This window comes from Campylobacter showae (assembly GCF_004803815.1).
Lineage (GTDB): Bacteria > Campylobacterota > Campylobacteria > Campylobacterales > Campylobacteraceae > Campylobacter_A > Campylobacter_A showae.
The window spans coordinates 1,592,604-1,606,338 of the sequence record NZ_CP012544.1; the positions used below are offsets into that span (position 1 = coordinate 1,592,604).

At 46.4% G+C, this 13,735-nt stretch carries 12 protein-coding genes; 9 read left to right on the plus strand and 3 right to left on the minus strand.

The features are described from left to right. The first annotated feature begins 58 nt into the window (after positions 1 to 58). Positions 59 to 1,405 (plus strand): transcription termination factor Rho, encoded by a 1,347-nt coding sequence (gene rho / locus CSHOW_RS07845; RefSeq protein WP_002949963.1) that lies wholly within the window; start codon positions 59 to 61, stop codon positions 1,403 to 1,405. A 551-nt stretch (positions 1,406 to 1,956) separates the two neighbouring features. On the opposite strand, the gene CSHOW_RS07850 is transcribed toward rho, so the two are convergent. The 3 genes from CSHOW_RS07850 to nusA all read right to left on the minus strand — a co-directional run bounded on the left by CSHOW_RS07850 (position 1,957) and on the right by nusA (position 7,304). Further along, positions 1,957 to 3,000, minus strand: coding sequence for a minor capsid protein (locus CSHOW_RS07850; RefSeq protein ID WP_002949967.1), 1,044 nt, complete (start codon positions 2,998 to 3,000; stop codon positions 1,957 to 1,959). A gap of 24 nt (positions 3,001 to 3,024) precedes the next feature. Beyond that, positions 3,025 to 5,517: a DNA polymerase III subunit gamma/tau gene (locus tag CSHOW_RS07855; protein WP_232502019.1), complete on the minus strand. Its 2,493-nt coding sequence runs from the start codon at positions 5,515 to 5,517 to the stop codon at positions 3,025 to 3,027. Between the two features lie 686 nt (positions 5,518 to 6,203). Further along, positions 6,204 to 7,304, minus strand: a complete 1,101-nt coding sequence (nusA, locus tag CSHOW_RS07860) for a transcription termination factor NusA (RefSeq protein ID WP_002949976.1) — start codon at positions 7,302 to 7,304, stop codon at positions 6,204 to 6,206. 148 nt (positions 7,305 to 7,452) lie between these two features. Here nusA and CSHOW_RS07865 point away from each other — a divergent pair, with 148 nt between their 5' ends. From CSHOW_RS07865 to CSHOW_RS07900, 8 genes are read left to right on the plus strand one after another with little or no spacing between them, the layout of a single operon-like run. Beyond that, positions 7,453 to 7,695: an HP0268 family nuclease gene (locus CSHOW_RS07865; RefSeq protein WP_002949978.1), complete on the plus strand. Its 243-nt coding sequence runs from the start codon at positions 7,453 to 7,455 to the stop codon at positions 7,693 to 7,695. Continuing rightward, on the plus strand, positions 7,692 to 9,002 hold the full coding sequence (miaB, locus tag CSHOW_RS07870) for a tRNA (N6-isopentenyl adenosine(37)-C2)-methylthiotransferase MiaB (RefSeq protein ID WP_002949980.1): 1,311 nt from the start codon (positions 7,692 to 7,694) through the stop codon (positions 9,000 to 9,002). Before CSHOW_RS07865 ends, miaB begins: the two co-directional genes overlap by 4 nt. Next, on the plus strand, positions 8,992 to 9,618 hold the full coding sequence (locus CSHOW_RS07875) for a lysophospholipid acyltransferase family protein (RefSeq protein WP_002949982.1): 627 nt from the start codon (positions 8,992 to 8,994) through the stop codon (positions 9,616 to 9,618). The genes miaB and CSHOW_RS07875 overlap by 11 nt, the downstream gene beginning before the upstream one ends. Then, the gene (locus tag CSHOW_RS07880) at positions 9,615 to 10,067 is read left to right on the plus strand and encodes a hypothetical protein (protein WP_002949984.1); all 453 of its coding nucleotides are present in this window, start codon (positions 9,615 to 9,617) and stop codon (positions 10,065 to 10,067) included. The genes CSHOW_RS07875 and CSHOW_RS07880 overlap by 4 nt, the downstream gene beginning before the upstream one ends. A 56-nt stretch (positions 10,068 to 10,123) precedes the next feature. Further along, positions 10,124 to 11,125, plus strand: a complete 1,002-nt coding sequence (locus CSHOW_RS07885; protein ID WP_002949985.1) for a hypothetical protein — start codon at positions 10,124 to 10,126, stop codon at positions 11,123 to 11,125. Next, the gene (locus CSHOW_RS07890) at positions 11,118 to 11,642 is read left to right on the plus strand and encodes a hypothetical protein (RefSeq protein WP_002949987.1); all 525 of its coding nucleotides are present in this window, start codon (positions 11,118 to 11,120) and stop codon (positions 11,640 to 11,642) included. Before CSHOW_RS07885 ends, CSHOW_RS07890 begins: the two co-directional genes overlap by 8 nt. Continuing rightward, positions 11,635 to 12,162 (plus strand): hypothetical protein, encoded by a 528-nt coding sequence (locus CSHOW_RS07895; protein ID WP_002949989.1) that lies wholly within the window; start codon positions 11,635 to 11,637, stop codon positions 12,160 to 12,162. The genes CSHOW_RS07890 and CSHOW_RS07895 overlap by 8 nt, the downstream gene beginning before the upstream one ends. A gap of 60 nt (positions 12,163 to 12,222) precedes the next feature. Beyond that, positions 12,223 to 13,575: a DUF438 domain-containing protein gene (locus CSHOW_RS07900; RefSeq protein ID WP_002949993.1), complete on the plus strand. Its 1,353-nt coding sequence runs from the start codon at positions 12,223 to 12,225 to the stop codon at positions 13,573 to 13,575. Positions 13,576 to 13,735 lie beyond the last annotated feature (160 nt).

A 13,735-nucleotide genomic window follows, 5' to 3' on the forward strand; every position in this document is an offset into this window, starting at 1 on the left:
CTTCTTTTGAAACTTAAATTTATCTACAAAATTATTCCGTAATTTTAAAGAGGACACAATGGAAAATAACGCGACCCAGCCTGCAAATTCCACGCAGGAAAGTCAAAAAACCACGAAAAAACACCAAAACTCGCGCACTCACATCCCTGTCGATGGACACAAAATTGAAGAGCTAAGAACCCTTAGCCTAGAGGAGCTTATCGCTATCGCAAATAGCGTAGGCGTCGAGAATCCGCGCGAATTTCGCAGACAAGATTTGATATTTGAGATCCTAAAAACCCAAACAAAACAAGGCGGATTTATACTTTTCACGGGCATTTTAGAGATCACGAGCGAGGGCTACGGCTTTTTGCGCTCGGTAGACGCAAACCTCAGCGACAGCTCAAACGACGCCTATGTATCAAACTCTCAAATTCGTAAATTTGCCCTGCGCGTGGGCGACATCGTGACGGGTCAAGTACGCGAACCAAAAGATCAGGAAAAATACTACGCCCTGCTAAAAATCGAAGCGCTAAACTATATGCCGCTAATCGAGGCCAAGGAGCGTCCGCTATTTGACAACCTAACCCCACTTTTCCCGACGGAAAAACTCCGCCTAGAATACGACCCGATGAAGCTAACGGGCCGCGTACTCGATCTCTTTACCCCTCTTGGCAAGGGTCAGCGCGGCCTAATCGTCGCTCCACCTAGAAGCGGTAAAACCGAGCTTATGAAAGAGCTAGCCCACGGCATCGCGCGCAACCACCCGGAGTCGCATCTCATGGTCTTGCTCGTAGACGAGCGTCCAGAAGAGGTCACAGACATGCAGCGCTGCGTAAAGGGCGAGGTATTTAGCTCGACGTTTGACCTGCCTGCGATGAACCACGTGCGCGTCGCCGAACTCGTCATCGAAAAGGCAAAACGCCTCGTAGAAATGGGCAAGGACGTCATCATCCTGCTTGATAGCATCACCCGCCTAGCGCGCGCATATAACACGGTAACTCCGCCAAGCGGCAAGGTGCTAACCGGCGGCGTGGACGCAAACGCCCTGCATAAACCTAAGCGCTTTTTCGGCGCGGCGCGAAACATCGAGCATGGCGGTAGCCTCACCATCATCGCTACCGCACTCATAGACACGGGCTCTCGTATGGACGAGGTGATTTTCGAGGAATTTAAAGGTACGGGCAACAGCGAGATCGTACTAGATCGCAACATATCCGACCGCCGAATTTACCCGGCCATCAACGTACTAAAATCAGGCACCAGAAAAGAGGAGCTACTACAAAAACCGGACGAACTGCAAAAGATCTGGGCTATCCGCTCGGCGATCGCGACAATGGACGACGTAGAGGCGCTTAAGTTTTTATACGCCAAGATGCTAAAAACCAAGGATAACAAAGAGTTGCTTTCGATATTAAACGAATAGTGAAGTTGTGTTTTTAGGTAAATTTAACCCTTGCGCGAGTCGTTTCGGCTCGCCGACCTACTTTAAAATACTCTAAATTTTATAAATTTACAAACCGTCGCCGCTTAAATTTATGCCAGCGACGGCTATTTGAACACCAAAATTTAACGCGGCCTTTCAAATTTACCTTTAGCTTTTGCTGTCCGCCGCTTTGCGGGCATGAGCAATCATTAGCGTTTTTTAGCTTTTAGCTTTTTTACCTCGCTTAAAAGCTCTTTGTTTTTAGCGCTCATTGCTTCTTTTTCTGCTTGCAAATCACTGACTTGCTTTTTTAGCTCCTCAATATCCATTTCGTCCTCCACAAGAGTTAAATTTAAGGCACTGCCTTTGATAGAATAGTAACTTAAATTTTAAATGGGGTTGGTTTGGTAAAAATATGGTATAATTACAACAGTGGCAAGCAAAAGGGATGAGTGAAAACGAAATGCCCTAGCGCTCTTAGCAAGCGCATTATCGCCCCGTGCGGTACGTAGTTATTCTGCGGTATCCGTTCGTGTGAGGGTTGGGCGGTCTCACTGCTTGCCTTTTTTAAATTCTCTCATATCAGCATCCCATTTTCTTTTGTTTATGTGAAAAATTACACCATTATTAGGGTAAATGCCGATGTCAATCATTTTCTTTTTCTTATCATCTATCGACTTTGCTATTATGAAACCGCCACTACGACGCGTTGCGGGCTTGATAATATCGGGCGCGCTAAAAACATCTTTTATTATATTTACAATATCCGCTTTACCGTCAAACATTTCAGGGTGCTTATTAAATAGATATTCCAAGCTACCTCGTATTTTGTCCGTCTTAAGCCCTATTCGACTCTTAATGCCTTTTGGTATATCAAAATGCTTAATATTTTCCTTTGAATATTCCCAAATCTTCTTTTTCTTGGCAAGTTCGCCCAAATCCAACACTCGCCCCTGCTGCGTTATCAAATCCCGCATAGTGATCTTGCCTTGCATAAATAGCTCGGCTCTGCCTTTGCCTAGCGTCTTTTCTATCGTTTCGGGGCTTTGAGTTTTTAGCCAGTCGTTAAACGTCATATCCTGCGGCACGTAGCCGTTCATACTTGACCTAGTGCGACCGCTTGCTTCGTCCATTCCCTCGATGCCTAGCTCGTCCCAGCTTTTAGTTACGGGTATTATGGTGCTACGACAATTAAAATGAGTATTTACGCGCGGTTTGCGAAACGGGAAATTATGCCCGATGGGTTTGTAATCTTTATCCCAGATTAGGCCATCGTAGGCTCTGCATAGTTCTGACGTGCGAGTATCTAGCGTGGCTTGGTATTTGTAACATTTTATGACGTCGTCGTTTGCTTCAAAAAAGGCTTGGCGAATTTCGCTTACTATCGCGCCCGCTCCGGTTAGAGCGATAGCGGTAGCGTCGCGTTTATTTTTTTCTAAAACCTGCGCTATCCTTTGGGCTAACATCGGCGTAGTCTCGCCCAAACTCACGCCTATCTTTAGCTCGCGCTCTAGTCTCTTTTTCTGATCGGCGTTTAGCCCGTTGTTCCACGCTCTGACGGTCGCGCCACAATAAAGGCAATAAAACTTGCCCACGAATTTAGAGCTAAATCAAACGCCTTAAATTTCTAAAACTTCAGGCTCTCCAAACAGCCGCTTGGCTTCTTTTAAAACCGCTTGATTTTTTGCGGCTTTAGGATCGGTTTGGGTTTTTGCAGCCAAATTTGACGTATGAGTTTGGGCGTTCAAATTTGCCTCGCTTAAGGACGAGTCGTCAAAATTTTCTTCGCTTTGAAACTCGTCGCCGCTTAAATTTGACATATCTAAATCTTGTCTTACGTCGGCGTTTGCAGGCTCGCTTGCGTCTTGCTCAAAAAGGCCGTAGCCATAGTCCGCCGCTTCGCTAAACATCTCGCTCACATCATCAGGATCAAAGGGTGGCTCGCCAAATGTAGCCGTCTGCGGCGCGTGGTTTTGGTTAAATTTAGCTGTGGCGCTACTTGATTTTTGCTCCGTTTTTGCGGCGTTTTGACTCTCGAGTTGCCTTAGTTCATCATCTAAAAACGCCAGATCCGCCCTGGCTGCGATTCCGTCGTCGGTCTTAAATTTTAGTGAATACGCCTCATGAAAATCGTGCGTATCGTCGCGCATACTCTCAAAATCAGGCGCAAATTTAGGCTCGGCCGGTTGATTTAAATCCGTCTGCGAGTTTTGCGTGAAATTTGACTCGTTTTCGTTTAAATTTAAGGATGCGGTTTCGTCGCGGGGCGAGTCGCTATTGGTCTGCGCGCTAGGCGCCGAGTCGTTAGCCGTTTGAAAAGTACCCACCTGCGTTTGCGGCGTCAAATTTTGTGTTTGCTCACCCTGCTCGCTGCTTTCAAATTTGGCGTCTAAATTTTGCTCCGAGGGCGTAGCCGTCCTCTCCTCACTACCGTCCGAAAATAAATTCCCCGTCAAATTTGAGAGCTCTTGCGCTTGGTCGTTTTGGCTTAAATTTTCCGGCGCGACGTCCGAGTCAAATTTGGAGCCAGCCTGGTTTGGCGCCACCTCATTGCTCTCAGATTTTGCCGCACCACCGCGCTCGTCATCCAAATTTGCCGAGCCCTTTTGCTCTTGCGCCCCTACTTCGGGGCTTTGCTTGGGAGTTATCTTTATCTTTGCGCTCTCGCCAAAAAGACTTCGCAAGATCTGCAAAATCACCTTCGAACCCTCGCGAAGCCGCTTCTGATCCTCGCCCGCCGCGCTTGAAGCCAGACTCATACAGCCGTCCGAAAACTCCAAAAACTCTATGCAGTTTTTAAAACACTCGCCAAGATCAAAGCTGCGGTCGTAAATTTTGACCAAAAACGCCTCGTAAGCGGGATTTGGGGTTTTCGCGGCGCTGGTTTGGTCGCCCGGCTCCTGCGGCGTCTTGGCATTTAAATTTGCCGAGCCGGCTAGAGTCTGAGCGCTCAAATTTCGCCCCTGAGCCGCGCCGTTTTGCACAGCAGACTTAACCGCGTTTGACGCCGCGCGGGAGCCGCCAAAATCAGCTGTGCGCGCCTGCGAATCCGTAAATTTTTCCCTCGCGTCCACGGCTATCATCTCGTCGATCGATTTTAGATTTATCGCCTCGATCATCATAAAAAGCATCACTCCAAGCACGAATCCGCCGTCGCTGCTGACGCTTAGCATCGAGCGCGCCTGCGAGAGGATCCTAAAAAATCTCTCGTACAAAAGTAGCGAGTATTTCGGACTTTGCGCGAGGAAATTCGCCTTGAGATTGGCCGTTATCTCATCTATCACCATCTCGGCGTCATAGCTCTCCAGCTGCGCTATCGCCGCGCTCACGGCAGGTTTATCGCCGCTCATAACAAGCGCCAAGATCTCCTCTATGCGCTGCGGATCAAGTAGGCCAAGCATCTGCGCGACGGCACTTTGCGTGAGCTCGCCCTTGGCGTAGATGATGGCCTGATCTAGCAGCGTGAGAGTATCGCGCAGCGAGCCTGCGCCGCTACGAGCGAGGATCTCGAGGGCCTCTTTTTCGTGCGGGACGTTTTCGCGGTTTAGGATAAAATCAAGGTGCGCGACGACGTCCGGGCGCGAGATCTGACGAAATCTAAAATGCTGTGTACGCGATAGCACCGTGGCGGGGAGCTTGAGCGGATCGGTCGTGGCTAGGATAAATTTGACGTAGGGCGGCGGCTCCTCGAGCGTCTTTAGTAGCGCGTTAAACGCGGGCGTGGAGAGCATATGCACCTCGTCGATGATAAAAATCTTAAAGCGCGCGATCGCAGGAGCGTACTTGGTCTGCTCGATGAGCCCCTTTATATCGTCGATACCGCGGTGGCTAGCCGCGTCCATCTCGATGATGTCGATGTGTCGGCCTTCGTTTGCGGCGATACAGTTGGCACACTGCTCGCAGGGCTGGCTGGTCGGGCCGTGATCGCAAACAAGCGCCTTTGAAAATATCCTAGCGCTCGAGGTCTTGCCGCTGCCGCGAAGTCCCGAAAAAAGGTAGGCGTGGGTTAGGCGGTTCTCGTCCAGAGCGTGCGTGAGGCTGGTGCTGACGGCCTCCTGGCCTACGAGCTCGCTAAAATTTCGCGGTCTATATCTAAGCGCTAATGCTTGCAACACGGATTTTTCCTTAAATTTAAGATGTGATATTCTACTTTTTTTTGGATAAAAATTTAATATATTACGGCTCGGCGCATCGCGGGACGGGATAAATTTCGGCGAGGAAATTTGCCTACAAGCACGAATTTATCGTGTGCGGGCGCTAGACGAGCAAGAGCGAAAATCGGGCCAGCATATTTGACGCTTCCGCCTTTTTACTATCGCTGGACGGCGACAAATTTGAAGCCAAATTGCACTGCCCAAATTCCGCCAAATTTAGCTGCGAAGATTTTGGCAATTTCGCGAATTTTGCTATAATCGCGCGGAAATGAAATTCAAAAAAGGAAGAAAATGAGAAAAGTTATATTATGCGCGGTTGTTTTGGTATTTGGATTATTAGCTGCTGGTTGCGAGAGGAACGACTATCAGCACCCGATGTACCGCTCTACTAAAAATAAATAACCTAAAATTTGGCGGTTTATCCGCCGCCTTAATCTTAAATTTATCTCATTGACGTTTTATAAATTTTCACATCTTTACTATCTTTTTTTATTTTATAAGGTATAGATTCGGATAAAATTTACTGTATAAAAATAGTAAGCAAAAGCGGCAAATTTTAGCAAACGAAACAGGTCAAATTTGACCCAGACGCTGCGCCTCAAATTTACCGCTCTAAACAAATGCGACCAAAGGGCTCAAATCGGCTACAGATCGCCAAACAGCGCTTTTAGATCCTTCGCGTTTTCGTCTTTGCTCTCACCTCTAGCGCCTAGCTCGTTTAGCTCGATCTCGTGACCCGTTAGCATGCTAGCTAGCCTGATATTTATGCCGCTTTTGCCGATAGCTTTGCTCTTTTGCTCGGTTACTAGGCTCACGACGGCCTTGTTGTCCTCGCCGATTTTTACGGAGCTGATGATCGCCGGCGCCATCGCACGAGTGATGAGGATCGCAGGCTCGGCCGAATACTCGATCGCGTCGATATTTTCGCCGTTTAGCTCCTTTGTGACGGCGTTTATGCGCACGCCTTTGGTGCCCACTGTCGCGCCCACGGGATCAACGTTAGGCGAAGTTGCCACGAGGGCTACTTTAGCGCGTTCGCCCGGGATTCTAGCGCTAGCGGCGATCAGTACGAGGCCGTCTTTGATCTCGGGCACTTCGGCTTTTAGTAGGGCTTCTAGGAATTTTGGCGACGTGCGGCTTAGCTCGACCTTGATACCCATGGATTTATCGATATAGACGCTTTTTATGACGGCTTTTACGACGTCACCCGGTTTAAATTTCTCGCCTTTTATGCGGTTTTTGCGCGGCATCACGGCTCGCAGCTCGTCTATCTCGATGAATGTATTTTCATCGCTATCCACGCGCGTGACAGAGCCGAAAACCATGTGCCCTACCATGTCTTGATACTTTTGGAATATTTTTTCCTCCATCAGACGCTGGATGTGATACTCAAGCTCCTTGTGAAGCGTTTGTGCAGCGGTGCGGCCTAGGTTGTCGGTAGATAGCTCATAGGTTAGCTCATCACCGATCTCTACGCCAGAGTCCACTTTTTTGGCTTCGCTTATGCTTAAAAAGTGCTCGTTGTCCTCAGCCAAGCGCTCGTCGCCGTCTTCTACGACGGTGATTTTTTGATATAGATGAAGGGTCTTGGTCGCATTATCTATAACCGCGTCGTATTCGTAGTTTTCGCCGTAAATTTTCTTTGCGGTATTGATAATAGCTCTTATGACGCGCTCTTTTACGTCCTCGATTTCGAGCCCTTTTTCATTTGCGATAGATTCTATGATATCCGCTATTTTTTCCATATTATTTTTGCTCCGTTATTTAAATTTGGGGGAATTTTTGAGTTAGAGGGGTATTATACAAGCTTTATACTTTTAAGAAGTTTAATGCGTTTTTTATGATGAATTTGCTATATTCACAGATTAAATTAAAGATTTCAAAGGATTAAAAATGGAGCTAAAACTCGCTAGAACGCAACTTGACGCCAAACCAAAAACGATCTCTCTTGAAAAAATCGAAGCGGCATTTGCAAAAGATCCGCAACAAATTTTCTATTTCGACAGAGAAAACAGCCACAAACAACTCATCGCTTTGGTTGAATTTTTTGAGGAAAAAGGCCTTAGCGTCTATCACCGCACCGTAAAATACGGTCTCGACGAAAACGACTACATGTACGAGGTGCACATCCTTTGAGCGCAGCGCAAAAAAAGCTCTTTATCCAGACTTTAGGCTGCGCGATGAACGTCCGCGACAGCGAGCACATCATCGCCGAACTCAAACAAAAAGAGGACTACGAGCTCACTCAGGACATCTCCGAAGCCGACCTTATCCTCATCAACACCTGCTCGGTGCGCGAAAAGCCCGTGCATAAGCTTTTTAGCGAGGTTGGCGGTTTTGAAAAAGTAAAAAAAGCGGGCGCCAAAATAGGCGTTTGCGGTTGCACGGCAAGCCATTTGGGAAGTGAAATTTTTAAACGAGCGCCTTACGTGGATTTCATACTCGGTGCGAGAAACGTCAGTAAAATTTCAGCCGCCGTTAAGACGCCTAAATTTATCAGCACCGACATAAATCACGACGAGAGCGAGTATGCATTCGGCGAATTTCGCGGCTCGCCGTATAAAAGCTACATAAATATCTCGATCGGCTGCGATAAAAAATGCACCTACTGCATCGTTCCGCACACCAGAGGCGACGAGATCTCGATCCCTGCAAATTTGATCCTACGCGAAGTAAAAAAAGCCGCCGAGGGCGGAGCGAAGGAAATTTTCTTGCTCGGGCAAAACGTAAACAACTACGGCAAGAGATTTTCAGGCACGCACGAGAAGATAGATTTTAGCGACTTGCTAGTAAAAATCAGCGAGATAGAGGGCGTCGAGCGCATACGATTTACCAGCCCGCATCCGCTCCATATGGACGATAAATTTTTAGAAATCTTTAGTCAAAATCCCAAAATTTGCAAATCCATGCACATGCCGCTTCAAAGCGGAAGCACCAAAGTCCTACGCGAGATGAAGCGCGGTTATACCAAAGAGTGGTTTTTAGACAGAGCCGGCAGGCTGCGCGCGATGTGCCCTGAGGTTAGCATTTCAACCGACATTATCGTGGCGTTTCCCAGCGAAACGGACGAGGAGTTTGAGGATACGATGGACGTGCTAGAAAAGGTGCGCTTCGAGCAAATTTTTAGCTTTAAGTATTCGCCTCGCCCGATGACTAAGGCGGCGGAATTTACCAATCAAATCCCCGAGGCCGTCGCAAGCGCTCGTCTAACCCGCCTACAAAGCCGCCACAACGAGATTTTAGACGAAATCGTCGCGGCGCAAAAAGGCAAAATTTTCGACGTATATTTTGAGGAGCTTCGCGCAAACGGCGGCGTCGCCGGCAGGAGCTTTAATAACTTCCTAGTTCAAGTCGCAGGCAGCGAAGAGCTGCTAGGCAAGACGCTAAAAGTGCGCGTGAACGACCCAAAGAGAATGGTGCTTTACGGTGAGCTTGTGGGCTAAATTTAAACGAAGCGTTTTTATAAATTTAGCCCCGCGCATTATCTATTTTTTTATTTGGATTATATTTTTAACCTGCAAAAAAAGCTTTTCTAAGACAAATTTGACGAACGAGCCCTGCGTCGTGCTATTTTGGCACGGCAGGCTTGCACTGATGAGCTTTGCCTACGTGCACTGGTGGGAAAACGGCCAAAATCCGCAAAGACGTGCCAAAGTCATAATAAGCGATCACAAAGACGGCGAGATCATCGCGCGCGTGATTTCGTTTTTCGGTATCGGTGCGATCAGGGGCAGTAGCTCAAAAGGCGCAGTGAAGGCCCTCGCGCAAAGCTTTAGAGAGCTAAAAAGCGGCACCGACGTCATCATCACCCCGGACGGCCCGCGCGGCCCCTATCACAGCGTCGCCGACGGAGCCGTCGTCATCGCGCAAAAGCAAAATGCGCAAATACAAATTTTAAACTACGAAGCGAGTAAATTTTGGCAGCTAAAAAGCTGGGATAAGATGATAATCCCAAAGCCGTTTAGCGAGATTTCTTATACACTCTCGCCCCCTTTTAGCGTGACAGGCATGGAGCTAGAAGTCGCAAGAGAGCAGATAAAAAAGGAGATGGAAAAATGAGCTCAAAGACCGTTATTTTAATTATCGGAGCACTTTTGGCGGCTATTTTTGTCTCATTTGTTACGCTTAGTCCGTCTTACAAAAACGCACTTGGAGCCAAATTTTACTACGAAATGGGTGATTACGAAACCGCCTATAAGCTCTCAAAATCAGCATACCATAAAGATATCTACAACAAACTCGCTCACACCGTGATGGTGCAAAGCGAGATCTCGCAAAAATACGCCCTCTACATCGCTCGCTCAAACGGCTACCTAGAAAATATCCAAAAAATCAGCAAATCAGGCAAAGTAAGCAAAGTAAATTTAGACAAAATTCGCATGATGTGCGACATCGCCGTGAGCGACTATGCAGAGCTTAAGCCGTCAAATTTGACCGATTCAGACCTACAAGAAGAAGCAAAACGAATAAAAGATAAATTTTTAACCCTACAAAAAGAACTGTTTTAACTCTATTTTATGGCTTTTTGGGTATGATAACGCATCGTAATTTTTAGGAGAAATCTTTGCTGATACGTCGTTTTTTTAGCGTCTTATATCTTAGCGCCGTTATCCAGTCTAAAAAGTGCATATTTTACGGCGAAGCATACAAGGGTACAACTCTGATCAAAACGATAAAAAATGAATTTGACCTAGAAGAGTCCAGCAAAATCTCAGACAGAATAAAAGAGTATCTAAAAAATCTACAAAAAGAGTATAAATGGGTTTATCTCTCGCTGTTTTTTGACGCGCTCGAACAAGGCGCATTTGAGGCAAAAAATGCCGAAAATCTCGAAAAATTAGGCATAAAGACAAAAGAGATAACCTGCATAAATCCTGCTAAAAATTGGCTGATCTATGCAAAACTTTCAGACGTTAAAGCCGCCGAGAGTAAATTTGGCGATACGGACATAGACGTACTTTATTCGCCCATAGTACTTATGCAAAAAGAGATCGAAAAACAAAAATTATCTACGGCAAAGACGCTTTTTATTTATGCCTGCAAAGAAATTTTCGCCATCTGCATTACATCGGGTAACGGCGCAAAATACGCCACGGTTTGTAAGCTAGATGAGGACGACGGCGACGAGAACGTCGAATTTGATAAAGAAAACAGCGACGAGATAGATGATTTTATCACAAATGTAGACGAAAGCTTTAACAACATGGACGGTCTAGAAAATTTAGACGACATGTTAAAGACCGGCGATAGCCAAGAGGAGTTTGCCGACCTAGACTACGATATAAATATGCCAGAATCCACCGATGTAACCGCTTCGGTATCGATATTTGGACGCGATATGAGTATGTACCGGTATATATCGCTGGCGCTTAAAGAATTTTATTCAAATCCGCTTTATGAGGGCGATTTTATCGAAAACGTCGTGATATTTGACGCTACGGAGAGGACGAGCGCTACGTTTTTACACTATCTAGAAAACGAACTCTTAGTAAAGACCGCCGTTTATCCCGTCGATACGCTAAAAACGATGACCGAGCTAATGAAAAAAGAGTTGGAAAATGACTAGTTATAGCTTTATAAAACCTCAGAGAAAACCGATTTTTAACCTTTTTAGCAAAATTTGGCTGTTTTTTATCGTTACGATAGTATTGCTTTTTGCTGCGGCAAATTTCTTTGTTGAGTTTAAAAGCAAATCGCTACGAAACGAAACGCAAATTTCAAAACAAAAACAAGAGCAGACGCAAGAGCAAATCAAGCAAGCCGACGAGCTCACAGCGCTTTTAAAGCAAAGAAGAGATAGCGCAAACGAGATAGCGGCCTCAAATGCCGTCTTAAAACAAAGCCTGCGTAATCTACTCGATCTTGTCCCCTCAAGCATCACGCTACACGAGATCACGATGGATAAAAGCTCGCTTATCGTAAAGGGCACTACGCCTAGCCGAGATATTTACAATATGTTACTCGCCACGCCGCTAAAGTCGATTTTTAACACGTCAAATACCTCTTTTTATCAGTTAGATAACGGCTGGCTAAATTTCATCAGCACAAATAAAACCGACAGCTTAGAGGGTAAAAATGAGTAAAGATAGAAGCCTACAAAATATCGACGTTACCAAACTACTCATCTATATTCTCATTTTTATAGTCGCTTGCCTTGTGATGATATTTGGCTTTTTAGTACCGAGTATCAAAGAATACAAGCAGGTCAAATACGAAAGTCGCATGCAAATCGCCGCAAGTGCGCAAACGCAAAGGCTCTACGAAGCCAAATCAAAAGCCCTAAACGAGATAAAGCAAAACGATAAGGCCGTGTTAGACGCTCTTGAAAACAAATTTGACGTAGAGAATTTTACTCAATTTGCCTCAAAGTACTTTATGAACGTAAATCTAAGCGAGCCAAAAGAGGCCGCAAAAAACGGTGAGATCTCGGTCTATGAGCTAACGGTAACTGGCTCTATGAAAACGCCTGCTAAATTTTACGAGTTTATGGACGCGCTACAAAGCTACGAAAATATCGTCAAAATCGACTTTCCGATCAAAATGCGCAAGGATGCTGAGAAGATCGACACGACCTTTGGCGTCAAAATTTACAGCTTAAGATAAATCAAAGTTTTTAATCTCCGCTTTTTGTATAATCCTTAAAATTTAAGTTAAGGACACAAAATGATAAAATTTAACAACGCCGCCGTTGCCTTGGCGACTGCGATTTTAAGGGACTATCTTAACGGAATGGCAAATTTTTTCGCCTCTAGAAAAGCTGCAAAATCGGAGCTAACGAAACTCACGCCGGCCGATTTTAGAAACGTGCGCGCAAATTTGCTAAATCTAGGCTTTAAGAGCGAGTTTATCGACGAAAACGCCGCCGAGCTATCAGAAATCCTGCGCGGTATCCTAACAGCCGAGCGCCCCAAGCTGCCAAAAGACCACCCCATCGCCACCTACATCGACGAAAACGATGCCGCACGCGAACTAATCGCAAAGGCAAAAGAGCTGCTAAAAAAGAAATTTATCAAAAATGAATGGCTTGAAATTTACGACAAACTTGGCGGCTTTAACAGGACGCACTTTGCCAGAAAGCAGCACCAACTCTACTCGATGCTCGAAAACAAGGGATTTGACCGCCCGTCGCGCTTCATGTGGAGCTTTGATAACAAGGTCCGCGACGGTATCGCCGCAGCGCGCGAGCTGCTAGATGGCGGCAAGACTGATGAGTTTATCGCGGCTCAGCACGAGATCTACGAAAATCTACTCGATCTGCTCGCACGCGAGGAGGCGGTGCTCTATCCGACGTCGCTGGAGATGATCAGCGAGGAGGAGTTTCGCGCGATGAGACACGGCGATGATGAGATCGGATATTTTCTCATCGAAAGGCCGAGCGAATTTTATCCGTTAAATTTAGACTCCGGCGGCGGCTCGAAGTCAAATTTAAAAGACGAAAATTTGCAAAGCGAGTCAAATTTAAGCGCGGCAAATTTACAAAACAGCAACTTAAACGAAGCGGTTTTAAATCCGAATTTCCTAAAAGAGCTGTCAAATTTGATGAGTAAATACGGACTAAATCCAAACGCAAACCACGATAAAAACGCTGTTTTTGACGTAGCCACGGGCAAGCTCACGCTAGAGCAAATCAACCTCATTTATAGACACATGCCAGTCGACCTCTCCTTCGTCGATGAAAACGAGATCGTGAAATTTTACACCGACACGAAGCACCGCGTATTTCCGCGAAGTGCGGGCGTCATCGGGCGCGACGTGAAGAACTGCCATCCGCGCGAGAGCGTAGCTAGCGTGCTGGAGATCATCGACGCCTTTCGCAAAGGCGAGCGCGACAAGATCGACTTTTGGCTGGAGCTTCACGGCAAATTTATCTACATCTACTACGTGGCCGTGCGCGATGAAAATGGCGTATTTAAGGGGGTGCTAGAGATGATGCAAGACGTCACACGCATCCGCAGCCTAGAGGGCAAACGCACGCTAGTGACGTGGGACGATCTAAAGAAAAAATACGGGGAGTGATGATACCTGCTTGCAAAATTTGATTAATACCGCTCGGCCATTATCGCCGAATTCTAATTTCGGGCGTAAATTTATCGAAGATTTGGGGCGCTTGCCTTTTCGTGTATTTACGCCTACGCCTTTTGCACGATAATTCAAGCTATGTTTGCGGATACGCGAT

What these genes read in the sequence shown, in the direction of transcription:
- CSHOW_RS07880 (WP_002949984.1), top strand. Translation starts at nt 9,615, where the DNA reads ATGAGCTCAAAGACCGTTATTTTAATTATCGGAGCACTTTTGGCGGCT.
- rho (WP_002949963.1), top strand. Translation starts at nt 59, where the DNA reads ATGGAAAATAACGCGACCCAGCCTGCAAATTCCACGCAGGAAAGTCAA.
- nusA (WP_002949976.1), bottom strand. Translation starts at nt 7,304, where the DNA reads ATGGAAAAAATAGCGGATATCATAGAATCTATCGCAAATGAAAAAGGG.
- CSHOW_RS07865 (WP_002949978.1), top strand. Translation starts at nt 7,453, where the DNA reads ATGGAGCTAAAACTCGCTAGAACGCAACTTGACGCCAAACCAAAAACG.
- CSHOW_RS07890 (WP_002949987.1), top strand. Translation starts at nt 11,118, where the DNA reads ATGACTAGTTATAGCTTTATAAAACCTCAGAGAAAACCGATTTTTAAC.
- CSHOW_RS07895 (WP_002949989.1), top strand. Translation starts at nt 11,635, where the DNA reads ATGAGTAAAGATAGAAGCCTACAAAATATCGACGTTACCAAACTACTC.
- CSHOW_RS07900 (WP_002949993.1), top strand. Translation starts at nt 12,223, where the DNA reads ATGATAAAATTTAACAACGCCGCCGTTGCCTTGGCGACTGCGATTTTA.